Here is a 23,590-nt window from a genome sequence, read left to right on the forward strand (position 1 = left end):
TATTTTGCCTGAAGAGCACAGGGGACGCTCTCTTCATTCAATTTAGCCTTACTTCTTCAGATCGTTAAGCGGGAGTTAAGGCCGCGGGCATAGAATGCCCGATTCATCCAATAAGTCACCCTGTTGAGTGGTTAGCCACCATGATAGGAATGAGTGAAGCTCTGTATACCCGTGATGTGATTAAGTCCTGGTCCGAACTTCATCGGGATTGCCGTCTGCTGGCGCAAAAACTCCTGATCCAGGGGAGCTGGAAAGGCATTATTGCGGTTACCCGGGGCGGGATGATTCCTGCCGCGATTATTGCACGAGAGCTGGATATCCGTCTGATCGATACCTTCTGTATTGCCAGCTACGATAAACAGCAACAGGGCGAACTGATCGTCCTTAAAGATCCCGTGGTCACTTCAGAAGGTGACGGTTATCTGATCATTGATGATCTGGTCGACACGGGAAATACCCTGGCAGTGGTACGCAAGGCGTTACCGAAGGCTCATGTCGGAACATTGTATGTCAAACCGGCAGGTCAGCCGCTGGTGGATACCTTCGTACAGGCTTTCAGCCAAGAGACCTGGATACGGTTCCCCTGGGATTTGGCGCTGGGTTATGCCGTTCCGCTGGTGGAAGAGGTTAAGGATATTGAATGCTGACAGGATTCCCTGTCAGCGGTTGAGCCAGACTTCCCGCGCCCAGTGCCAGATGGACGGCCAGGTTTCGTCGGATTCGCCCTCTTCTGACCACAGGGTGATCTCACCATCTTCACCGATGCAGTAATACTGGTCATTATCCCGGCAGATTGGGATCAAATGGCGGGGGACAAACGTATCCCAGGCTTCGGCAGCGACATCCGGCAGGTGGGTATGGGACTGTGGGTCGGTCACCGTCACCGGTTCGATCGAACCATAGACCACATCACTGACATTGAGCAGAAATTCCCTCAGGTCGAATGGCAGCTGTATCAGCAGCTCTTCCTCGATTTCCACCAGTTCATCGTCATCAGGCAGCCTGAGGGGAACAGGAATATCCAGTGCATTGGCTTTCAGGAGTTCAATAACATCTTCCACGGGAAACTGCCTTTTTGGAATCAACAGGAATGAATTAATGGCTGCATTATTGTCCACAAACGAAATCCTGAGAAGTCTTGTTTTGACGGTTTCGCTGGACTGGAATGACAACCTTACAGGTTGTCATTCCAGTCAGTATGAATAGATATCACACATATTCTCTGTGTATGAATCATTCAGAGAGAAGCGTCAGAGCTTATTCCAAGCCTCTGCCCAAGCTAGTCCGGTGGCAGGTGCGTAATAGAATTGGGACTGATTGCACCATGGTGTAAAAGGCCAGGGTTTGCATTGATAGACGTCACCATCACTGGCAAGGACTTTCGTACCGTCAACGTAATCACCGATGCCTTTCGGATAGATATAGTCATAGTTTGTGGGGGGAATGGGCTTATCACCACTGATGATTGCCGTTGAAAAGGTGTAGCTGGCATCTTGCGCAAACACTGCGTTATTAAAGATATTCACTTCGTCATACATATAGTGATTCATCTCAGCATGCCAGAATCCGATTTGTACGGATTTTCCATGCAGATCATTCACTTTGCGGGCAAGTTCTGCCGTCCAGGCGGTAAACTCGGCGTTTTTGGTGGTGATACCAATGCTTTCGTTAACCACATCCACGCCCTGATGATTCTGTAACTTGAAACTGGCTTTATCGCCGGGTTTGGCTTCATTGGTCTCCGATGTAATATAACGACCCAACTCAACCAGGTCCGGAGCGGGTTCAGGATCCGGGTCGGGATCAGGTTCACCGCCAGTCTTGGTGATGAGAAGATCTGAGCAGTTATAAAAACCCTCCCCTGCAGGATCCAGGCGCTGCCAGCGCATATAGAGAACGGCGCTGCCCTCTCGTCCGTCCGGTATGGTGTAATCCATGGCATAAAAGCCATTAACAACCGGCTTTTCACCATGCTCTGCAATCAGCTCCAGGTCATCCCAGGTCAGTGGTTGTGTGGCGGAGTTGTACCCGGCTTTACTCAGATAAATCTGGAAAAAATGGTTAGGGTGGGCGGCGGTCACTTTAATTTTAAGTGTGTGTTTTCCGGGTTTAAGCGAGGTTTTCTGCCAGTTTTTATCAGGTATATCCATACCGGCTTTTCGCGGATCACCGGCCGCGCAGAGGGTTGTATCCTTCACTACCGCTTCAACGGCTGACTGGTTGTGGTAGTCGGGCACCAGGGCTGAGAACTCATTCTTTTGGGTGAACGGATAGTCGCCTGACTGGTTGTAGGCTTTCTGGCAGGCAGCGTTGGGAATGGAATCTGTCCAATAACCACCGTCATCAGCGCAGAAGACTTGTCGTGCTTTAGGTACTTCGACCCAACCATGTGCAAGGACACTGCTGGCAAAAGACAATGAAAAAGTAGCCAGTAGCGATTTCTTGAATGATGCATCACGGAAATACAGCATTGTTATCACGGCTCTTGATAATGAAGACAGGGAAAGACACAGGCAGAAAAAGTCGTAGAACTCTTTCGTGCTATGGACTAGGTATTCAGGCCAGTGGGTAAGGGATTATTGATGTTAGATAAACGGCTTGTCGTTTAGGGCGGCGCTATTGGCAGCCTGATAATTGTTTGTTTGTACGCTAAAAGAAACAGAATTAAAGGATAGAATGCCATTATTTCATCCTTTTTTAAAAAAAAGACTTGGGAAGCATAGCAGGTCTTTCAGCGGAGCATGATGCCAACGCCACAGGCAGAAAATGAACGCCGAAAAGCGGCTTGGTTACTATAGCCATAAGGATAGAGTGCTTGCAGAGCAATGCTATGGTTTAAGAATAAGTGTGAGTGAGTTAACCACGGAACGGATTTCCTTATGATTCGTCGTTTAAAATGGGTTGCGGGCTTATTGTTGTTCAGTGGCGTATTGTTCTATCTTGGTGGCGTTTTCTGGCAACAGAATCCGCGTGAGACGCTGGTTTCAACGGTAAAAGAGATCAGGGGCAAGGGCTGGTGTCAGCCTGAAGGGAATAAACTGTGTGGCTATGATGAGCTACGTATTGCCTTTGGTTCCCCCATGCAGCGATTTTGCTATCGCTATCTGAATAATGCACTGTTACTCATGGAAGCCAGCTGTTTGCATCAGGTCACGCTGGAATTGCGGGAGGCAGACCTGAGTCTGCTGGATATCGCCCAGGTGAATATCAGTAATGCGGATTTATCGGGCGGCGATTTGCGCCAGGCAAACCTGTCGGGCAGCAGCCTCAGAATGACGGATTTGAGCCGTGCTAATTTATCCGGCGCTATTCTGGAAAGCACAAAAACCCTCTACAAAGTGGATCATGCCTCTTTCCGTAAGGCCAGACTGCGGGGGGCGACATCCATGTTTCAGGCCAGTTTCAAACAGGTGGATTTTACGGAAGCGGATCTCCGGGAAGTGAATTTTGGCCGTTCGGACTTTCTTGATGCCAATTTCACGAAAGCGGATCTTCGTTACGCCAATCTGGCCTATTCCCGTCTCTCAGGTGCATTGTTTTCTGATGCGCGGGTGGAAAATCTGGTACTTCATCAAGCCTCGGGTCTGGATAATCAAACCCTTGACTGGTTAAAGAAAAACGGCGCGATTGTTGACCAGGAAGGTTTGGAAAAATCCCTGCAGGATGGACTCAGGATTCCTGTTATGTGGTGGTTTAATTTATCGAATATGGATCTTTCACGTGTCGATTTTAGTGATGTGACACTCAGTGGTGTGACATTCACTGGCACACAGCTGAATGGTGCAAAATTTGTGAATGCCAGCCTTGATCAGGCCAATTTCCATAATGCCGATCTACGAGGTGCTGATTTCTCTGGCAGCTACCTGATTCATGCGGATTTCAGCGGCGCAGATCTGCGTGGCGCCCGGTTTGATAATGCGGTTCGTCTGGAAACGATTAAGTTCGATAGTGCCACTCAATTTCCGGATAACTTTCCTCATAACGTAACGCCGGATTCGCCATAGGCTGAATTCGAATTCGGTCTGAATGTATATAAAAAAACGTTATTAGCATTGGTAGACATCGGCTTCCAATCCCTCTAAAAAGAAAGAGAAGGATAAAAAAACACGTGGGAGGGAATGCTGTCATGCCCGATAAGAAACAGCTCGCACTGATCACGGAAGACAACCCCATGGGAACCGACGGCTTCGAGTTCGTTGAGTTCTCTGCCCGCCAGCCGGAAGCGCTGGCAGCCTTGTTTGAACAGCTGGGTTTTACAGCGATTGCCCGTCATCGTTCCCGGGATGTAACCCTTTACCGGCAGGGTGATATCAATTTCATCCTGAATGCGGAAACCGATAGTTTTGCTGAAGATTTCACAATAATTCATGGCCCCTGCGCCTGTGCCATGGCGTTCCGGGTGGCGGATGCCGCACGAGCGATGGAGCGTGCTATCGGGTTAGGCGCCAAACCGGTGATAAACCGACCGGGGCCCATGGAACTCAATATTCCGGCGATTGAAGGGATTGGTGGCAGCCTGATCTACCTGGTGGATCGCTACGGGGAATCGGGTTCCATTTATGATATTGATTTCATTCCCATTGACGGTGTTGACCAGCATCCGATAGGTGAAGGTTTATTTAATATCGATCATCTGACCCACAATGTTTTCCGCGGAAATATGGATCGCTGGAGCCAGTTCTACGAATCTCTTTTCAACTTCCGGGAAATCCGCTACTTCGATATTGAAGGCAAAATGACAGGGTTGAAGTCCCGGGCTCTGACCAGTCCCTGTGGCAAGATTCGTATCCCCATCAATGAATCCTCGGACGATAAAAGCCAGATTGAGGAATACCTGCAGGAATACCACGGGGAAGGCATCCAACATATCGCGCTGAGTTCGGAGGATATCTATGTCACGGTGGAGTCTTTGGGAAGTGGCGGTACGGCCTTCATGACCCCGCCACCGGATACCTATTACGATATGCTGGAAGAACGTTTGCCGGGCCATGGAGAAGATGTCGAACGCCTGAAGAAAGACGCCATCCTGATGGATGGCAGCCCGGATGGTCGGCTTCTGCTGCAGATATTCACGGAAACGGTCATTGGCCCCATCTTCTTTGAAATCATCCAACGCAAGGGGGATGAAGGCTTTGGGGAAGGCAATTTCCAGGCCTTGTTTGAAAGCATGGAGCGGGACCAGATCCGCCGGGGCGTATTGCAGGAGTAACGCACTACGCCGTCAAGACAGGGAATAACCGGAGGCATGCATGGCCAGCAACGCAACGGCATATGTCGCAAGGGAACCTGACGAACAGGGGTATATCCACTATCCCGATGAGGACAATGAAACCTGGCAGATCCTGATGTCGCGGCAGATGCAGTTACTGCCGGGGCGTGCCTGCCAGGAATATTTCGATGGACTGGACCAGTTGCAGTTACCCGTTGACCGGGTACCGCAACTGGAAGAATTGAACCGAGTACTGGCTCGTACAACCGGGTGGCGGGTTGAGCGAGTCCCTGCCCTGATTTCGTTTGATCGTTTTTTCAAACTGCTTTCTGAAAAGTGCTTTCCTGTGGCGACGTTTATCCGAACCCGGGAAGAGCTGGATTACCTGCGGGAACCGGATATTTTCCACGAAGTTTTCGGCCACTGTCCGTTATTAACCAATCCGGATTTTGCCGCCTTCACACACATCTATGGCAAGTTGGCTTATAAAGCCAACAAGGAAGATCGCGTTTTTCTGGCCCGTTTATACTGGATGACCGTCGAGTTTGGTCTGGTCAAGACCGCTGAAGGTCTGCGTATCTATGGCGGCGGTATCCTCTCCAGCCCTAAGGAAACGGTCTATAGCCTGGAAAGTGACAAGCCACTGCGGGAACCGTTTGATCCGGTTGCCGCCATGCGGACGCCGTACCGTATTGATATTCTGCAATCGATCTACTTCGTCATTGATCAGATGTCAGCCTTGCAGCAATTGAGTGACATGGACATCATGGCTATGGTCAGTAAGGCAAAAACGCTGGGGTTGTTTGAGCCTCGTTATCCACCGAAAGATGAACCATGAGAACAGGATTCCGGTATGTCTGAACTTGCTAATGGGGTCTGTGAACCCTGTCGCTCCGGTGCACCTCAGGTCACCGAGGACGAAATGCGTGAGCTGATGGCCATGGTGCCAGACTGGTCGATTGAGACGCGTGACGGTGTCATGCAGCTTGAAAAGGTCTATTCCTTCAGGAACTTCCGTGAGGCGCTGGCATTCACTAATAAGGTGGGTGAAATTGCAGAGGCGCAGGGGCATCATCCGGGCCTGTTAACGGAGTGGGGGAAGGTCACAGTGACCTGGTGGACGCATAAGATTAACGGGTTACACAAAAACGATTTCATTATGGCCGCAAAGACGGATATTGCGGCAAACAACCAATAAGTGCGGCAAATACGCTAGATAATGCCGTGAAAACTGCTGTAATCAACAGGCATTTTGACCGATCAGACAGAAAATGTTTCTGTCATCACGCACCGATATTCGAATAAATCGCCCGGACTGACCGGGTAAGGAGCACTGTGTGAAGCTGGCCTCCCTGGCAGATGGCAGAGACGGAAAACTGGTTGTTGTATCCCGTGATCTGAAGCAGGCAGCCGCCGTACCCAAGATAGCAGGTACTTTGCAGCAGGCCATGGATGACTGGGATGAAAAGGCCAGCCGGCTGAATGAGGTGTATGAGTTACTCAACAGGGGAGAATGGCCCGATGCCTTTGGCCTGGAGCCGGAACAATGTGGTGCACCCCTCCCCCGTGCATTCCAGTGGCTGGATGGAAGCGCATATGTTAACCACGTGGAATTGGTCAGAAAAGCCCGTGGGGCTGAGATGCCGGAAAATTTCTGGACTGATCCGCTGATGTATCAGGGTGTTTCCGATAACCTTCTCGGTCCCTGTGACGACGTTCATGTAGCCTCTGAAGACTGGGGTATCGACTTTGAAGCCGAAGTGGTGGTGCTGACGGATGATGTCCCTATGGGCGTTTCTCCGGAACAGGCAGCCTCTCATATCAAGTTACTGACACTGGTCAATGATGTTTCCCTGCGAAATCTGATTCCCGCCGAACTGGGCAAGGGCTTTGGTTTTTTACAGAGCAAACCTGCGTCAGCTTTCGCTCCGGTCGTAGTGACGCCAGATGAGCTGGGTGATGCCTGGCAGGATAATAAAGTCCATTTGCCGTTACGGGTGGAATTGAACAATGAATTGTTTGGCCAGCCCAATTGCGGGGTGGACATGACCTTTGATTTTGCCCGGCTGATTTCCCATGCCGCCATGACCCGGCATCTTGGCGCCGGCACTTTGCTGGGTTCCGGTACCATTTCCAATACGGATCGCAGTAGCGGCTCTTGCTGTCTGGCAGAACAGCGGATGCTTGAGATCATTGAAGCCGGTGAGGCTCAGACACCCTTCCTGCGTTTTGGCGATCATGTACGGATAGAAATGCTGGATGCCAAGGGAAAATCCGTCTTTGGTGCCATTGATCAACGCATCTGCCAGTACGAGGCGGATGCATGAAGTTGTATGACTATTTCCGATCCTCCGCAGCTTACCGGATACGGATTGCGTTGAACCTGAAAGGGATTTCTTACGATTCAATCCCGATCAACCTGAGAACCGGTGAGCAGTGCTCGCCGGCTTATCGGGATCGAAACCCGCAAGGACTGATTCCTGCACTGGAAACACCCCAGGGGTTATTGAGTCAGTCGCTAGCCATCATGGAGTGGTTGGATGAAAGTCATCCGGAATCGCCTTTGTTACTGCCGGGGGATACATGGCTAAGAGCCCAGATCAGGAGCCTGGCCTGCCAGATTGCCTGCGATATCCACCCACTGAATAACCTGCGGGTATTGCATTATCTGCAATGTGAGTTGGGGGTGTCTGATACGGCGAAAACCGACTGGTACGCACACTGGATCGCGACAGGGTTTGAGGCGCTGGAACTTCAGTTATCAGGTTCGGGTTTTTGTATCGGAGAGCAGCCGACATTGGCTGACATCTGTCTGATTCCACAGGTCTACAATGCCGTTCGCTTTAAGGTGGATCTGTCACCCTACCCTGCTATTCGGCAAGTCTACGAACATTGCAACCAGCTAGAGGCTTTCCAGAAAGCGGCACCTGAAAATCAGGCAGATGCGATTGTGTAACCGCTTTTTTCAATAGTCTTCGGCGATATGCAGGTCTTTCAGCTTCCGGTAATTTTCTGCGCTGTAATTGAAGAAACTGCGCTCTTTTTCGGTTAAGGGACGTGCCTTTTTAGCGGGGTTTCCCTTGTAGACAAAGCCACTCTCCAGCACTTTGCCGGGTGCGATCATCGCACCGGCGGCCACCAGTACCTCGGACTCCACGACAGCGCCATCCATGACAATGGCGCCAATGCCAATCAGAACCCGATCCTGAATGGTGCAGCCATGCAGGCAGGCTTTGTGGCCGATGGTGACGTCGTCACCGATGGTCAGCGGCCAGCCGTCAGGATTAAAGGGACCGGCATGGGTGATGTGCAGAACGGCACCATCCTGCACACTGGTGCGTTGGCCGATCCGGATGGCGTGCATATCGCCACGGATGACGGCCATGGGCCAGACGGAACTGTCGTCACCGATTTCCACATCACCCAGAACGACGGCTGTTGGATCCACGAAAACGCGCTCACCCAACTTAGGTGTTTTGTTCTGGTAGGTTCGAACCGGTGAAGACATGATTTATCCCCTGACAGTATGAAGAAAAGTAAGGAACAGGTTTTTCATTATCAGCTGAAGACTATGGGCTTAAATGGCCGTTCCTGGCAAGGCCGTTTCACCCAGACCCAGCTCTTGTGTACTAATTTCGCGGATTTTATATTTCTGAACTTTACCGGTAATGGTCATCGGAAAACTGTCGGTGAATTTGAAATAGCGGGGAATCTTGAAGTGGGCAATCTGGTCCTGGCAGAAATCCCGAAGTGATTCTTCTGATGGCTGCTCAACACCGTCCTTGAGCCTTATCCATGCAATGACTGCTTCCCCATATTTGGGGTCAGGCACGCCGGTAACATGGATTTCAGCCACTGCAGGATGGGTATAAAACAGATCCTCGATTTCCTTCGGGTAGATGTTTTCCCCGCCCCGGATCACCATGTCCTTGATTCGCCCAATGATCTGGATAAACCCGTCGTCATCCATCAGGGCAAGGTCACCACTGTGCATCCAGCCCGCCTCATCAATGGCGTTATCGGTAGCTTCTTCATCACCCCAGTATTTCATCATGACACTGTAGCCTCGGGTGCAGAGTTCGCCGATCTGTCCCCTCGGGACAATATGTTGATTATCGGTAGTGATGATTTTGGTTTCCTGATGGGGTTGGGTTCTGCCAACGGTGGTAACCCGTTGTTCCAGTGAGGTGTCGTGGCTGGTCTGGGTGCTGATGGGGCTGGTTTCTGTCATCCCGTAGCCGATCTGGATCTCGCTGAGATGCATATCGTTGATGATACGTTTCATCAGTTCCACCGGACAGAGACTGCCGGCAATGATCCCTGTGCGCAGGCTGGAGAGGTCGTAGCTGGCAAAGTCGGGATCATGGAGTTCGGCAATAAACATGGTCGGGACGCCGTGCAGGGCGGTGGCTTTCTCCTCTGCCACTGCTGTCAGCGTCTGTGAGGCATCAAAACCTTCTGACGGATAGATCAGCGTAGCGCCGCAGGTCAGGCAGGCCAGATTGGCGAGCACCATGCCAAAACAGTGATACAGCGGAACCGGCACCACCAGACGATCCTGCTCAGTGAGACGCATCTGGCGAGCCACAAAGTAGGCATTGTTCAGGATATTGTGATGGGTCAGGGTCACGCCTTTGGGGTGTCCGGTGGTGCCAGAAGTGTATTGGATATTGATGGGGTCATCGAACTGCAGGGACTGCTGCCGTTGTTCCAGATCGCTTTCTGAAAGGCTGTTTCCTTTATCCATAACATCCTGCCAGCGCGACATGCCCGGATATGCGGTATCTGACAGGGTGATGATGGTTTCTAACGTAGGCACTTTTTTACTGCAGCCAGCTTTGCCGGGGTTCTTTTGTGGGTCGTTCAGCAGGGATTGCAACATCCCAATGTAATCAGAGTGCTTGAACTGTTCGGCGGTGACCAGAAAGCGAATAGCGCAGAGGTTCATGGCATATTTCAGCTCAGGGGCGCGATAGGCCGGATTGATATTCACCAGGATGGCACCGATCCTTGCGGCTGCGAGCTGGGTTAACGTCCATTCCGCTCGATTGGGTGACCAGATACCTATTCGATCCCCTTGTTCGACGCCGATTGCCAAAAGTGCTCGTGCACAGGCATCGGTCTTTTCCCTCAGTTTGCGCCAGGACCATCGGATGGACTGGTGACGAACAATCAGCGCTTCCCTATCAGGAAAACGGTCTGCCGTGATATCCAGCATTTCGCCGATCGTCATCCCCAGCAACGGCTGTTTTGCAGTGCCGGAGGTGTAGCTCAATCGGGATGCTGTCATTACGTCGCTCTCCAGTTAACGGGTATGTCCGTTTTCCCTGTTCAGGTAATAAATCGGGGAGGAAGTATAGTCAGCAGTATGTCGGAGGAGGGGGAGAAGAGAGGCAATGCATTCAGAAAGGAAGGTTGCCCCAAAGCACGTTAGCCTCGGGGCAAGTGTTATCAGCGAACTTCGCCGATAGGCAGAACGGTACGGCCGAACTGTTCGTTCAGCACTTCTGCCATGGCCAGATAGATGGCACTGGCGCCGCAGATGATGCCTTCGAACCCGGCGATGGTGCCGATCAGCTTGGAGCCGGTGAAATCACGGGCAGCCAGCAGGAAGAACAGCACGGTCAGGGACGCAAAGACAAACTGCAGGGCGCGGTTGGCCTTCAGGGTGCCGAAGAACATGAAACCGGTGAACATGCCCCACAGGCCCAGGTACCAGCCCATGAACGCGGCAGGTGTGGCTTCAGAGATTCCCATGGACGGGAAAATCAGCAACAGCACCAGAGACCACCAGAACAGACCGTAGGAGGTGAATGCGGTCAGACCGAAGGTATTACCCTTCTTGAATTCCATGATACCCACGATGACCTGGGCCAGGCCGCCATAGCACAGGCCCATGGCCAGGATCATGGCGCTGATCGGGAAGAAACCGGCGTTGTGAATGTTAAGCAGAATGGTGGTCATGCCGAAGCCCATCAGGCCCAGCGGAGCGGGATTGGCCAGTTTTTCTGACACGTCGGTATCCTTGCAGCAGCGGTGAATATGTAGCGGAATGCAGACAGCCGTTGTTCCTGACTTCAACCGGGAAAACCGGAAGCCGGAAGGAAACAGAAGGCTGTGTGGAGGACTGTCGCCAAAAGGCCTAAACAGGCTGGACAGTCTGAAGGGCAGCAAGCGTAGTCATTCGGTCAGCGGGGCAACATCCGCAATTACACGTTTTATGAGTTATTTGTACGAAATGTTGAAAGTGTGAACAGGTTCACAAAATGAGTCGGAAGATACCCGGTTCCCGGCATACCCTTAAAGCTGTACAGACGCTGGTTGTTCGATCGTACTGCTCTGAACATTCTGCCATGGATGGATCGTTTCCGAGTCCTTTGTCTTTCCCGGTAAAGCCCTGTTTCTCCGGTCTGTGCGTTGTCTCCTGCCGCCATGGTCCTGATCAAACGACAGTTGTTTCAGTGAGGGAATGCATATGGGGAATTATCTCCGGAGGTGCATGGCGTTGTTTTGTCTGTGCCTGGTACAAACGACAATGGCTGTAGAAAACAATTATCAGGTCGGTGTCGGAATTTACGATATCACCGGGCCTGCTGCGGAAGTGAATCTGTTTGGTTATGCCAGTTCTGACCAGTTTTCCACGGGTATTCGTGATCGTCAGTGGTCCAGGGCGTTTGTGATTGCAGAGCCGGGTTCAGAGGAAAATCGGGTGGTGTTTGTCTCGGTGGATCAGGGCGCGGTCTTTCAGGGCGTGACCCAGGGGGTGCTGAAAAAGCTCAAGGCACGCTATGGGAACCTGTATAACGATGACAATCTGATTATCAGCGCCACTCATACCCATGGTGGTGCAGGCGGGCATTCACACTACGCCCTGTATAACGTAACTGCCGAAGGCTTTGTCCAGCAGACCTATGACGCAACTGTAGAAGGAATTTTCCAGTCTATCGTGCGAGCCCATGAATCGCTGGCACCAGGAAGAATCCTGATAAATCGCGGTGAACTGTGGAATGCCAGCGCCAATCGCTCAATGCCGGCTTATGAGAATAATGTCGATGCAGACCAGTATGCGGCGATTGATCCTGAAATGACGGTGCTCCGGTTCATTCAGGGAGAAGACCGGGATATCGGCATGATCAGTTGGTTCCCCGTCCATGCGGTCAGCCTGCCGATGACCAATACCCTGCTGTCATCGGACAATAAAGGTGTTGCCCAGTATCTTTTTGAGAAGCGTATGGGGAGCAGTTATACCGGGGAGAATGTCTATGTCGCTGCTTTCGCCCAGACCAATGCTGGCGATATGACGCCTAACCTTAACCTGAACGGCACCGGTCCCGGCGCTACACCGGATGAAAGCAACCAGATCATTGGTGAAAGGCAGTTTGATAAGGCCTGGACACTGTTTCAGGGCGCCACAGAACAATTACAAGGCGGCCTGGCAGTACAACACCGGTATGTGGATATGAGCTCTGTTACAGTGAATGACCAATTCACAGGACAGGGGGAACAGACAACCTGCGTCGCAGCATTGGGCTATGCCTTTGCTTCTGGAACGGAAGATGGACGTGGTCCCCTGTTTGAGGAAGGTCAGCAGGAAAGTGAAGCGTTCTGGGAAGGTATTACCGGTATGGTTATGCCGCCGACCGCAGAACAGACAGCTTGCCAGGCTCCGAAACCCATATTGCTGGCAACCGGGAATGTACAGCCTTATCCGTGGACGCCTGATGTATTGCCGGTTTCCATCATGAAGATTGGCTCGCTTGGTTTGTTGGCCGTGCCGGGTGAATTCACGGTTATGGCAGGCCGACGTATTCGTCAGACGGTTGAATCTGTGGAAGGAACAGGGTTAAGTCATACCGTGTTGGCTGGCTATTCCAATGCCTATGCCGGTTACGTCACCACCCGAGAAGAATACGATAAGCAGCATTACGAGGGTGCCAGTACCCACTTTGGGCCCTGGACATTGGCGGCCTATCGTCAGTCGTTTGCACGGCTGGCTGAATCGCTGGCGGATTCATCTATGGATCCCTGGGCTGGTGAGTCAGAACCAGTCCCGGATGATCTGTCGGACGATCAGGTCGTGTATTACGACAAACCGGTGGTGCATGATCAGGCGCCGGTGTTCAAGTCCATTGGCCAAACGGTGCAGGAGGCTAATAGCACTTATCAGAAAGGTGATCATGTTCAGGTGAAGTTCTGGTCAGGGCATCCCCGCAATGACCTGAAAACCATGGCGAGTTTCCTGAAGGTTCAGCGTTATGATAATGGACAGTGGTCTACAGTGGCCCGAGATCGGGATCTGGAAACGCACTATACGTGGCAGCGCATAGATGGCTTTTGGGGAACATCGCACGCCATTATTGATTGGTTCATTCCACACGATACCCCTTCTGGCACATATCGCATTGTGCATGAGGGAGTTTACAAAGAGGCCTGGACGTTTCTGATGAAACCTTACCAGGGGGCCAGCAAAGCCTTTCAAGTCCAGTAAATAAGACGTAACAGTACTTTATCCGGGCCATCGGAAGGTATCGATACGGCATAATGTCTTCCGATGGGTATGACTTATCATTGCCCTTGAGCTGGCCTGACCATCAGATAATAGGGAGCCCGTCCGCCCGCCGGGAGTATGGGTATACTCCATTACTCGAAAACCCAAACGCTCATAAACTTTGCAGTTAACGGGTCGCTGTGTGTCCAGAACGCAGGGTGTGACGTAGGCCTTATCAATAATTTCCAGTTGTTCATGCAGTAATTGAGAGCCAATGCCTTGTTGTTGCTTGTCGGCAGATACATCGACAACCGAGAGGTACCAGACAGGCTCGCGTATATGGTGTTTGATGAACGCCGTTGTAAAAAACAGGAATGCATTTGAATACACTAACCAGTGTTTGGGTTGCACCGGAAAAGCCATGCTCGGTAACGTGGTACACGATTCATCCATCCTTCTGTGAAATGGGCGCGAACAAATGGAATTTAGGAGAGGGTTGTTACCAACCCTCTCCTGGCGGCTAATCGATATTATTTTGATGAACGTTAGCTGTTGTGCGCGCAGTGTCTAGCCAATGCTGTGGAAGTTTGTCCTTTAGTATGGGTTCTTCTATCGCTTCCAGCGGCTCGCTGGGGAGCAGACACTGGCAGACTGCCATTTCTCCAGGAATGAGTGATGTCCATTGCTGGTTCCATACACCATCATTTGTCTCGCACAGTACCGGACATTTTTCCAGCGCATCGTCATCACCGAAGATGGGGCCTGCTGATAATGAACGCGTCGAGGTTTGGCTGGTTTTGATTAAGCGGATAGCCTGCCTGAGAAGACTGTCACCAGCATGAACGACCTGTGGGCGATTGGTATTTAGATATTGCTTGAAACGGAAATCGTCTGCCTGAGGGTATAGGACCTGATCAGGCTCAATCCCGTGGTTATCATACAAGTGTCCCTCCGGTGTAAAAGACAGAGCAGAACCCAGTTTTATTTGGGTGCCTTGTGTCAGGGAATAGGTTTTTGCCATGGAGCTGCCGCCTCCGGTTCGACTCCCTAAAATCGTCACGCCATCCATGCCTTTTACGGCACTCAGTAGTATTTCAGCGGCACTGTAAGTACCTTGGTTGGACAGCACCACAATATGCTCAGGCCGCCTGTAGTTTGGCAATATTTCATCCCAACGATTGATAAGATCCGAGAAGTTATCAGCGATCAGAGAGTCTTCAGCCGTATCTACGTCATAGTCTTGTACAAGTTGGCGGAAAAACGGTTGCCAGGTTGACATGACCATGTAATGCCAACGGCTGAAGCGATCACCGTTGTACCAGTTGGCCGCGATACCGGGAGAGGCTTGATGAATATCCTGTTGGATATCTTTCAATTCAAAGGTTTCGATTGCAGCACGTTCCTGATCGGACCACAGTGGATGATCACTACGGAATGCAAATCGGCTGATTAGGTGATCATTGTCGGTATTACCCCAGAGGGTATTCTTGGGCGTTAAGCGGTAACTCATCACGTTAACCACCCTTGGAGGGGAGTCCAGATGCGCCAGAAAGGGGTATAAGGCAATCAGGGCGGTCCGATTGCCTTTGCTGTTATCTCGAAGGTCGAGAATCATGCCTTTTTTGTCTGACACAGCACGCAGTTGCTCCATGAGCAGAAACATTTTTGATGCGTCGTCATGGTTAGCCAAATTGTACATTCTTGGAAGGGGAACATAGGCAATGTCGCCGTCCATTGATGCGGTGATGGTTTCAGATTCCGGAGCAATATCGACGAATTGTACATGGTAACTGGCATCTTTCGGGCAGCTGTGAAGGTCTTCTTTCAGGGGTACAAAATGGTCGACGGTAGAGCCATCATCTGCTGCCAGCGTCAGTCTTGCCTTGTTGGATAGGGGCTGACCGATCAGTTTACGTGCCTGGTTGATGTGTTTTAGCCAGTGACGGGACTGCTCATGGATCCTGGCTTTATTGGTTGTAGGAATATAGGGCTCAAGCCTGTGAACCCAATAGGCGACAGGGATATTGTCAATTGCTATCAGGTATGGATGGGCGGCATCAAACAGGTTTTGTTCAATGTAACTGTTTCCTTCGCTGGATTTGAATTCACATGGAGCCATCAATACGAATTGTGGATGCTTGCCTGCAATGATTTTAATAATGCCAAGGCTTAGCTCATAAATAGTGCTTTTATTCGGATTCTGTCTTGTATTAAACAGATCATCTACGCCTGAAAGTGAATCATTATAAGTGGCAATGATTTTTTGTAATTCAAGCTGGTATGCAATCTTCTCTTCAGGAAGCTTAAACGTGTCGAGATGCTCAAATTGCTTATCCAGATCGGTTGAAAAAAGCGGGTAATAGGAAAACTTCTCTTCAAAAAGTTGTTTTAAGTGAGACGTTTCTGACATAAGCCCATTACTTGAAGGCAGCCGGGTAATCGTGATGTCCTCGCCATTGGCTATAAGGGATAACGATAAGCCAAGTATTGACATCCCTAAGGTTAGCAAGCGCATTTCATACCTCCTGCAGTTCCCTGATAGAAAAAGGATGAGCGAAATGATAAAGGAATTATGAATAAACAACGCTGGTGCATATTTAAAACGTTCCCCTTTTCAAACGCTGCAAACGCGGTTTTAAAAATTTGTCGATGTCATTAACTGTAAGCATGGTTATATTGGCTGGATTACTAAACAGTTCAGCTGTCTCAAGGGAAAAACGGTCGCTGTTTTTAGTGGCAATGAAATATAGCTGTTAAAAATTGAACCAGCCAATACTGTTTTACGCACGGTGTACTGTCTTGGCCTGAGGTGAAAATATCAGTAGAGATCGATATGAAATACCATGATAAAACATGTTTTTAAAGGCTAACGGGAATGGTGGTTTTGCAGGGTGCGTGCATGTTGGTATTCCTTTTGCCCTTCTGTCATTGATCTGATTTTAATAGCTGTTATTTTAGTATAGTCTAATTTAGATTTATCTAATTTATTGGGTGTCATATAGTGAGGTGATCACTGGCGGTATGGAAACAACAATACTGTCCATGCGTAAGAATGCACAGAAAGCCACAGCTCTGCTCAAGGCGCTGGCTAATGAGAATCGCCTGATGGTCCTGTGCCTGCTGGTGGAAGGGGAAATGAATGTCGCTGAGATCAATGCGCAGATAGACCTCAGCCAGTCTGCCCTGTCCCAGCATCTGGCTGTTCTTCGGCGGGATGGGTTGGTTGCCACAAGGCGGGCATCACAAACCATCTACTATCGCATTGCCAGTCCGGAAGCCGGAAAAATACTCGAAACACTGCATGGAATTTATTGCGATTCAAGGGGGAGATCATCGTGAGTTCATTCACACCGCTTTCAGGGCTGCTCGGCGGTATGCTGATCGGTTTGTCTGCTGCATTACTCTTGTGGGGCAATGGTCGGGTGGCGGGCATATCCGGCATTATCGGGGGGATTCGTCGTGGTGATGCGCTGTGGCGTGTTGCCTTTCTTGTTGCCATGGGCGCAGGAGGAATCATCGCGCTCGGTGCCTTGGATAAACCGGTGCCAGCACCTGCTGGCAGTCCTCTCCTGTTGATCTGTGCCGGATTACTGGTGGGATTGGGGACCCGGTTAGGGAGTGGATGCACCAGTGGGCATGGTGTCTGCGGACTGGCGCGCTTCTCTACCCGTTCGCTGGTGGCTGTCGTTGTGTTCATGGCAACAGCCATGTTGACGGTCTTCACTGTTCGACATCTGGTGTGAGGTGGAACCATGAAACAGATAGTGATTGCGATACTGTCAGGTCTTCTTTTTGGTGCAGGATTGGCGATATCCGGCATGCTGAATCCGGAAAAAGTGCTTGGGTTTCTGGATATCACCGGTCACTGGGATCCAACCCTGGCGCTGGTTATGGGCGGGGCGTTGCTGGTGAATATTCCCGCTACCCGATGGACTCTAAGGCAACCTTCGCCGAAGATGGCTTCCTCTTTTTCGCTGCCTTCCCTGAAGCAGGTGGATAAGCCGCTGGTCGTTGGCGCTGTATTGTTTGGTATGGGTTGGGGGCTGGTGGGATTATGCCCGGGACCGGCCATCACGCTGCTGGCTGGAGGCAGCCCTCAGGTCGTGCTGTTTGTCTGCGCCATGCTGGCAGGATTATGGCTGCAACCGGTACTGACAAATTACCTTAAACGGCCATTTCAGCAGGCAGACGCTTGAAAAGCCTGCTGTCCGGCTCCATTGTTTTCTTAGGCATATGCCCATCTACATGAGAGTCGCCACATGATGAACCCGCTGCTGGAAGAACACGAATTACCGCCTTTCTCCCGGATTGATGCTGAGCAGGTCGGTCCGGCCGTTGATCAGCTGCTGAGTGATTATCGGACGGGGGTGGAGTCCCTTCTGGTAGAGGGTATGACGTTCGACTGGGCCTCACTGCAGCAGCCACTGGATACGCTGGATGATCGCCTGTCGCAGGCCTGGTCACCGGTCTCCCATATGAACTCCGTGGTAAACAGTGAGGCGCTGAGGGATGCCTACAATGCACAGTTGCCCAAATTGTCAGAACTCACGACCTGGCTGGGACAGAACACGGCGCTTTACAACGCCTATCAGCAACTGGCCGACAGTGACACATTCAACACACTGGATACCGCCCAGCAGAAGGTCATCACCAATGCCCTGCGCGACTTCAAACTCGCAGGTGTCGCATTGGCGGACGATAAAAAACAGCGCTATGGCGAACTGAAAAAGCGCCTTTCGGAAGTGACCAGCAAATATTCGGACAATGTGCTGGACGCCACCATGGCCTGGACCAAGCTGATCAGCGATGAATCCGAGCTGGCCGGCCTGCCTGACAGCGCCAAGGCCAACGCCCGACAGCTGGCAGAAACCAAGGGTAAGGAAGGCTGGCTGCTGAATCTGGAATTCCCCAGCTATCTGCCGGTCATGACCTACAGTGATAACCGTGCCTTGCGGCAGGAAGTCTATACCGCTTTTTCCACCCGTGCGTCTGATCAGGGCCCGAACGCTGGCGAGTTTGATAATTCCGGGCTGATGGATGAAATTCTCGCCCTGCGTCACGAGCTGGCACAACTGCTGGATTTCAGCAATTACGCCGAATATTCACTGGCTACCAAGATGGCGGAATCCACCGACAAGGTGATTGAATTCCTCGAAGACCTGGCAGCGCGGAGCAAACCCCAGGCTGAGAAAGAACTGGCGGAGCTGAAAGCGTTTGCGAAAGAGGTGGACGGTTTTGAGGATCTGCAGGCATGGGACGTCGCCTACTACGCGGAAAAACTGCGTCAGCACCGTTACGCCATCAGCCAGGAAGCGTTGCGTCCCTGGTTTCCGGCAGAGAAAGCCATTGACGGTATGTTTGCCGTCACCGGCAAACTTTATGGCCTGACCTTCCGGGAAGTGCAGGGTGTGGATACCTGGCACCGGGATGTCCGTTTCTACGATGTCATTCGTGATAACGATGTTATTGGCCGGTTTTATCTCGACCCTTATGCCCGGGAGCACAAGCGTGGCGGCGCCTGGATGGATGTCTGCCGTACCCGCATGAAATACGATGAAAAGGTGCAGTTGCCGGTGGCGTATCTCACCACCAACTTCACCCCGCCGGTGGGCGACAAGCCTGCCCTGCTGACCCATGATGAAGTGGTCACCCTGTTCCACGAGTTCGGCCACGGTCTGCACCATATGCTGACCCGTATTGACTATGCACCGGTGTCAGGTATCAGCGGTGTTGCCTGGGATGCAGTGGAGCTGCCCAGCCAGTTTATGGAGAACTGGTGCTGGGAGCGGGAAGGTCTGGCACTGATTTCCGGCCACTATGAAACCGGTGAGCCCCTGCCTGATGAAATGTTGGAGAAACTGTTGGCTGCAAAGAACTTCCAGTCCGCCATGATGATGGTGCGTCAGCTGGAGTTCGCCCTGTTCGATTTCAGAATGCATAAGGAATACCAGTCAGGATTGAGTATTCAGGGGATGCTGGATGATGTACGCAAGCAGGTAGCGGTTGTGATGCCTCCGTCATTCAACCGTTTCCAGAACAGTTTCAGCCATATATTTGCGGGTGGATACGCCGCGGGTTATTACAGCTACAAGTGGGCGGAAGTGCTCTCGGCAGATGCGTTCTCCCTGTTCGAGGAAAACGGCATTTTTGATCGTGCGACGGGCGAGAAATTTCTTCATGAAATCCTCGAGAGAGGCGGTTCCCGTGAGCCCATGGAGCTGTTTGTCGCATTTCGCGGACGTGAGCCACAGATTGATGCGTTGCTGAGACATAGCGGCATTCAGTAATTACCGCGTTATGTCATGAAAAAAGGCCGGCAGAATGCCGGCCTTTTCTATTAAACGACTGGCTTAGATAGACGTGATGTTGGGCTCTGGATGGCTTGCCATGAATCGCGTGAGGGTAGGCATATCGGGCAGACCTGCTCGCGCGCCTTCCCGGGCGCAGCACAGCGCACCGGCGGCACTGGCAAAACGCAGATTATCATGGAATGTATAACGGCGGAGTAATCCCGTGCAGAATGCACCATGGAAGGCATCACCGGCACCCAGTCCATCCACACAGTCCATGGGCCAGCAGCCCATGCTGCCCTCCTCTCCCTGCCAGTGCCAGATACATCCTTCGTTATCGAGGGTGATGATGGTTTTGGCACAGTGCTGGGTTAGTTGCCTGAGGCCTGCGTGCCAGTCTTCAGACTGCATATATTCTCTGACAAAGTCATGGGAGGCGATAACCATATCGACCTTGGGAATCAGTGCCAGTCGCCTGTCAGAAAGATAGCAGGCATCCAGAATAACCGGAATGTTGCGTTCTCTGGCGGTTCCAATCAGCGCTATCGCGACGTCGAAGGATTCTCCATCAAGCAGAATTAACGAGGGCTGACAGGTCAGTGCATCACAAACCTTTGAAACGTGAGGCGTGTGATACCAACTGTATTCTGATTGACCATCGGAATGGTTAAGTGCCAGAAACAGACTGGGAATATAATCCTGTTGAACAACCAATTCCGTATTCACGCCATTCTGATGAAACTCATCAATTTGAAATTGGCTGAAAGGATCTATCCCCAGCCGTCCAGAAAAACCCGTACTCACACCCAGCCGGGAGGCGGCTACCGCTGCATTGGCTGCCATGCCACCTCCATTGATTGTCATGGCCTGGATCCTGTGTTGCCAGTCATTGACCGGGGTGTCAGCATGTTTCACATACACATCCAGACAGGAGTGACCGTGTACCAGCAGTTCAATATCCGTCAGGGCAGGAATCGTCATGCAGTGTCTTCATTCTGTTGGTAAGGCTGATAGTTATAGACAGTAAAATGCAGTTGGGAGTGGCGTGCTTGAGGCGTAAAATAGTGCGTCAATGCCAGTAAAAAAAGACAGTCAGGCAAGTATGAGTACCGTGAAACGTTTTATCGCCGGCGCCGTTTGTCCGCGTTGTGCCGCCATGGATAGAGTGGTCATGTATGAAGATGAGGGGCAGCAGGTCAGGGAGTGCATTGACTGTGGTTTTCGGGATGTGATGGCTACTGAACCCGATACCCAGGAGCTAGAAACCCGCGTTAACCGCAAGGCAAAAGCGCCTCAGGCGACAGAAGCACAACCCATCCGCTTTTATCCCAATCCCAAATTATCCGCTAAAAAAGAGTAAGCGGATTTTCCTCCCTCCCTTCCTTGTGTTGGCCATAGAACGATGGTCAACAAAGGAACGCTTTTTTTTTGTTGGAACTTTCCTGAAAGCGGACTGCTGATGTCACTTTTTGATAGGTGTGGCTCGCGGTTTTTTAGGTGGTTGGCGCGGTTTTGTAGTGGTGGTTGGTGGTGTGTGGGGAGTCATATCAAGGCCGCTCCACCCCTCTGTATGTTTTTTGGAACGGAGTCTGAGTGTTGCGTAATCACTGGATTCTTAAAATGCGCCTCACTGGTCTGGCAGACGATAAGCCACGACAAGCCATAAAGACATAACCGTTCCGCCATACATTACAGAGAGAGTGATCCAATGAAAAAAGTACTTCTTGCCGCTGCCGTTGTTTCCGCCACCTGCATGGGCAGCATAGGTTCCGCCATGGCCAGTGACTGGTTTGTCGGTGTAGAAGCTGGAAAAGCCCGGAATAAAATTGCTGTAGAAAGCACCATTACTAACCTTGACGGAAAAGCTTCCGACAAGGTCAAGCATACTGATCTTGGCCTGCGTGTCGGTAAATACCTCAACGACAATGTCCGTACCTATGCCACCATCACATCCGGCAAAGACAGCTGGGGCGGTGGCGCCAGCAAGATGGAAATGAAAGACCAGAACCTGCTGGTATCTGCCGACTACCTGTTCGGTGACGGTAACCTGAAGCCATTCGTTGGTGCGACCATTGGCGCCAACCGTACCAAGATTGATACATCCGTCGGCAACGAATACGAAAAGTCCTTTGCCTACGGCGCTCAGGCAGGCGTGGTGTATACCCTGGGACAGGTCGACCTGGAAGGCGGCTACCGTTACCTGAAGCACGACAGCACTTTCAAGTTTGGCAAGGGTTCCCAGAGCCTGAAGATCAAGAACAAGGATACCCAGAAGGTTTACCTGTCTGCTTCCTACCGTTTCTAAGTCCCGTGATATCAGCCGGTGTACGCCCTGTGGGCGTTCCGGCTGAAGCTTTTCAGGTATTCATGACCTGTGAGATGTAAGCCATAGCCCTGTGTACTGTTTGTAATACAGATCCTGAAATGCCCTGGTGATAACGCACACATAGCATAGCCCTGTATCAAAAATACTTCAGACCACTACGTTCGTTTGAGTGTTTTACAGATTGTTTCCTGTCCGGGAGCGAAGAATGAAGAAAACAAATCGCCTGCCTTTATCCGCTATCACCTGTCCCAGTCTGTACAGCCTGATACCGGGAAAGGTTTTGTTGTGCTTCTGCACCTGACGTGTTGTTGAGACAAACACTTCTCAGAAAGACAACCAGCCTGTGGGGTATTCCCAGAGTACCCGGCGGCAGGAAAAGGTTTGCCCTAACGACATGTTCAGGATTTGTACGGAGGTTCTATGAAGCGTTTTGTTATCGCGCTGCTGACACTGGTCGTTTTCAGCATCAATACCTACGCTCAGTCATTGACCGGCATTCCACCGGTTGAATACCAGGTTGAACTGAGTGATGCCCAGTCTGAATTTTTTACCGTCGAAGTGAAGGGAAACGCGTACGAACGTGGTTTCCAGCATGGCAAGGCGCTGCGCAAAGTAATCCGTCCGACGCTGAACCGATTTAAATACGATATGGTGTCGGCATTCCTGAAAACGACCGGCACCGATTATCAGTGGAAAGATTATCGTCAGTTCTTCTATGCGAATACTGGCCTGTATCAGACGGCGCAGCGTGAAGCCCCGGAGCTGGTTGAGGAGATTCGTGGGATTGCCGATGGTGCAGGTCTCGATTTCAAAGATGTCTTTGCCTACAACCTGAATTTTGATGAAACTTTCTGGGTACTGGAGAAAATGACCGGTATTGATCCGATGCTGGCCTCTGAAAAGGCGGCTCGCGAGGCATTGCCGTCCGGTCACTGTTCCCACGGTTCCGTGTGGGGAAAGGGTAAGGCGAGTGTCGGTTATACCCTGGACTGGACCCGTCATTTTGAGGGGAGCCAGGCGCTGATCAAGCATGTCCTTGAGGGTGGCACGGTCCTGCTGACGACAACCTACGCTGGCACGCTGATTGGCCATGGTATCAACGCCACTGCGGGGTATACCTTTACGCCACATTCCAAGTTCCAGCTGGCCCATGATGTGGATAACGGTCTGGCTCAGATTTTCATTTACCGGAAACTGCTAGGGGCTGTTGACGTTTCATTGAAAGCCTTGAACCAAGCCTGAAAATCCGCAGTATGTTGCTACCGCTCATGCTTTCA

23 protein-coding genes are annotated in these 23,590 nt (G+C 51.3%); 15 read left to right on the forward strand and 8 right to left on the reverse strand.

From position 1 onward, the window contains the following. Positions 1 to 149 precede the first annotated feature (149 nt). Positions 150 to 647, forward strand: a complete 498-nt coding sequence (gene gpt, locus ABD892_RS18205) for a xanthine phosphoribosyltransferase (RefSeq protein ID WP_345197422.1) — start codon at positions 150 to 152, stop codon at positions 645 to 647. Positions 648 to 659: 12 nt separating this feature from the next. Here gpt and ABD892_RS18210 read toward each other — a convergent pair whose 3' ends face one another. Together ABD892_RS18210 and ABD892_RS18215 are read right to left on the reverse strand one after the other, a co-directional pair. Further along, complete coding sequence (locus ABD892_RS18210; protein ID WP_345197423.1) at positions 660 to 1,118, reverse strand: SMI1/KNR4 family protein; 459 nt, start codon at positions 1,116 to 1,118, stop codon at positions 660 to 662. 132 nt (positions 1,119 to 1,250) lie between these two features. Further along, the gene (locus ABD892_RS18215; RefSeq protein ID WP_345197425.1) at positions 1,251 to 2,471 is read right to left on the reverse strand and encodes a lytic polysaccharide monooxygenase; all 1,221 of its coding nucleotides are present in this window, start codon (positions 2,469 to 2,471) and stop codon (positions 1,251 to 1,253) included. Between the two features lie 408 nt (positions 2,472 to 2,879). Here ABD892_RS18215 and ABD892_RS18220 point away from each other — a divergent pair, with 408 nt between their 5' ends. From ABD892_RS18220 to maiA, 6 genes are all read left to right on the forward strand, one after another. Then, entirely contained in the window at positions 2,880 to 4,004 is a 1,125-nt protein-coding gene (locus ABD892_RS18220) for a pentapeptide repeat-containing protein (RefSeq protein ID WP_345197426.1), read from the forward strand. Between the two features lie 122 nt (positions 4,005 to 4,126). Then, a complete protein-coding gene (gene hppD, locus ABD892_RS18225) occupies positions 4,127 to 5,209 on the forward strand; it encodes a 4-hydroxyphenylpyruvate dioxygenase (RefSeq protein ID WP_345197428.1) in 1,083 nt (360 codons plus the stop codon). Between the two features lie 40 nt (positions 5,210 to 5,249). After that, a complete protein-coding gene (gene phhA, locus ABD892_RS18230; RefSeq protein WP_345197429.1) occupies positions 5,250 to 6,047 on the forward strand; it encodes a phenylalanine 4-monooxygenase in 798 nt (265 codons plus the stop codon). Between the two features lie 15 nt (positions 6,048 to 6,062). Further along, on the forward strand, positions 6,063 to 6,407 hold the full coding sequence (locus ABD892_RS18235; RefSeq protein ID WP_345197430.1) for a 4a-hydroxytetrahydrobiopterin dehydratase: 345 nt from the start codon (positions 6,063 to 6,065) through the stop codon (positions 6,405 to 6,407). Positions 6,408 to 6,546: 139 nt separating this feature from the next. Then, positions 6,547 to 7,536 carry a fumarylacetoacetate hydrolase family protein gene (locus ABD892_RS18240; RefSeq protein ID WP_345197431.1) on the forward strand — a complete coding sequence of 330 codons (990 nt, stop codon included), beginning with the start codon at positions 6,547 to 6,549 and terminating at the stop codon, positions 7,534 to 7,536. Next, positions 7,533 to 8,165 carry a maleylacetoacetate isomerase gene (gene maiA, locus ABD892_RS18245; protein ID WP_345197432.1) on the forward strand — a complete coding sequence of 211 codons (633 nt, stop codon included), beginning with the start codon at positions 7,533 to 7,535 and terminating at the stop codon, positions 8,163 to 8,165. Before ABD892_RS18240 ends, maiA begins: the two co-directional genes overlap by 4 nt. Before the next feature lie 9 nt (positions 8,166 to 8,174). On the opposite strand, the gene ABD892_RS18250 is transcribed toward maiA, so the two are convergent. The 3 genes from ABD892_RS18250 to satP form a co-directional block, all read right to left on the reverse strand. After that, a complete protein-coding gene (locus tag ABD892_RS18250) occupies positions 8,175 to 8,717 on the reverse strand; it encodes a gamma carbonic anhydrase family protein (RefSeq protein WP_345197434.1) in 543 nt (180 codons plus the stop codon). 69 nt (positions 8,718 to 8,786) lie between these two features. Then, positions 8,787 to 10,499, reverse strand: coding sequence for an AMP-binding protein (locus ABD892_RS18255; RefSeq protein WP_345197436.1), 1,713 nt, complete (start codon positions 10,497 to 10,499; stop codon positions 8,787 to 8,789). 161 nt (positions 10,500 to 10,660) lie between these two features. Beyond that, the gene (gene satP / locus ABD892_RS18260) at positions 10,661 to 11,224 is read right to left on the reverse strand and encodes an acetate uptake transporter (RefSeq protein ID WP_345197437.1); all 564 of its coding nucleotides are present in this window, start codon (positions 11,222 to 11,224) and stop codon (positions 10,661 to 10,663) included. A gap of 484 nt (positions 11,225 to 11,708) precedes the next feature. On the opposite strand from satP, the gene ABD892_RS18265 reads away from it, so the two are divergent. After that, positions 11,709 to 13,697 (forward strand): neutral/alkaline non-lysosomal ceramidase N-terminal domain-containing protein, encoded by a 1,989-nt coding sequence (locus ABD892_RS18265; protein WP_345197439.1) that lies wholly within the window; start codon positions 11,709 to 11,711, stop codon positions 13,695 to 13,697. An 18-nt stretch (positions 13,698 to 13,715) separates the two neighbouring features. On the opposite strand, the gene ABD892_RS27180 is transcribed toward ABD892_RS18265, so the two are convergent. Beyond that, a complete protein-coding gene (locus ABD892_RS27180; RefSeq protein WP_425559299.1) occupies positions 13,716 to 14,150 on the reverse strand; it encodes a GNAT family N-acetyltransferase in 435 nt (144 codons plus the stop codon). A gap of 67 nt (positions 14,151 to 14,217) precedes the next feature. Next, a complete protein-coding gene (locus tag ABD892_RS18270; RefSeq protein ID WP_345197440.1) occupies positions 14,218 to 16,212 on the reverse strand; it encodes a S41 family peptidase in 1,995 nt (664 codons plus the stop codon). Between the two features lie 506 nt (positions 16,213 to 16,718). Between ABD892_RS18270 and ABD892_RS18275 the strand changes: the two genes are divergently transcribed. The 4 genes from ABD892_RS18275 (at position 16,719) to prlC (ending at position 19,984) form a co-directional block, all read left to right on the forward strand. Beyond that, the gene (locus ABD892_RS18275; RefSeq protein WP_345197441.1) at positions 16,719 to 17,036 is read left to right on the forward strand and encodes an ArsR/SmtB family transcription factor; all 318 of its coding nucleotides are present in this window, start codon (positions 16,719 to 16,721) and stop codon (positions 17,034 to 17,036) included. Next, positions 17,033 to 17,440, forward strand: a complete 408-nt coding sequence (locus ABD892_RS18280; protein ID WP_345197443.1) for a YeeE/YedE family protein — start codon at positions 17,033 to 17,035, stop codon at positions 17,438 to 17,440. Before ABD892_RS18275 ends, ABD892_RS18280 begins: the two co-directional genes overlap by 4 nt. A gap of 9 nt (positions 17,441 to 17,449) precedes the next feature. After that, a complete protein-coding gene (locus ABD892_RS18285) occupies positions 17,450 to 17,893 on the forward strand; it encodes a DUF6691 family protein (protein WP_345197444.1) in 444 nt (147 codons plus the stop codon). Between the two features lie 63 nt (positions 17,894 to 17,956). Beyond that, a complete protein-coding gene (gene prlC / locus ABD892_RS18290; protein WP_345197445.1) occupies positions 17,957 to 19,984 on the forward strand; it encodes an oligopeptidase A in 2,028 nt (675 codons plus the stop codon). Positions 19,985 to 20,047: 63 nt separating this feature from the next. Here prlC and ABD892_RS18295 read toward each other — a convergent pair whose 3' ends face one another. Continuing rightward, positions 20,048 to 20,968 carry a carbohydrate kinase family protein gene (locus tag ABD892_RS18295; protein ID WP_345197446.1) on the reverse strand — a complete coding sequence of 307 codons (921 nt, stop codon included), beginning with the start codon at positions 20,966 to 20,968 and terminating at the stop codon, positions 20,048 to 20,050. A gap of 121 nt (positions 20,969 to 21,089) precedes the next feature. Between ABD892_RS18295 and ABD892_RS18300 the strand changes: the two genes are divergently transcribed. The 3 genes from ABD892_RS18300 (at position 21,090) to ABD892_RS18310 (ending at position 23,555) form a co-directional block, all read left to right on the forward strand. Beyond that, entirely contained in the window at positions 21,090 to 21,347 is a 258-nt protein-coding gene (locus ABD892_RS18300; protein WP_345197448.1) for a YheV family putative zinc ribbon protein, read from the forward strand. A gap of 348 nt (positions 21,348 to 21,695) precedes the next feature. After that, entirely contained in the window at positions 21,696 to 22,292 is a 597-nt protein-coding gene (locus tag ABD892_RS18305; protein WP_345197449.1) for an opacity family porin, read from the forward strand. Between the two features lie 441 nt (positions 22,293 to 22,733). Further along, positions 22,734 to 23,555 carry a C45 family autoproteolytic acyltransferase/hydrolase gene (locus ABD892_RS18310; protein WP_345197450.1) on the forward strand — a complete coding sequence of 274 codons (822 nt, stop codon included), beginning with the start codon at positions 22,734 to 22,736 and terminating at the stop codon, positions 23,553 to 23,555. Positions 23,556 to 23,590: the final 35 nt, after the last annotated feature.

Origin of the sequence: Kistimonas scapharcae (assembly GCF_039540975.1) — a bacterium.
GTDB lineage: Bacteria > Pseudomonadota > Gammaproteobacteria > Pseudomonadales > Endozoicomonadaceae > Kistimonas > Kistimonas scapharcae.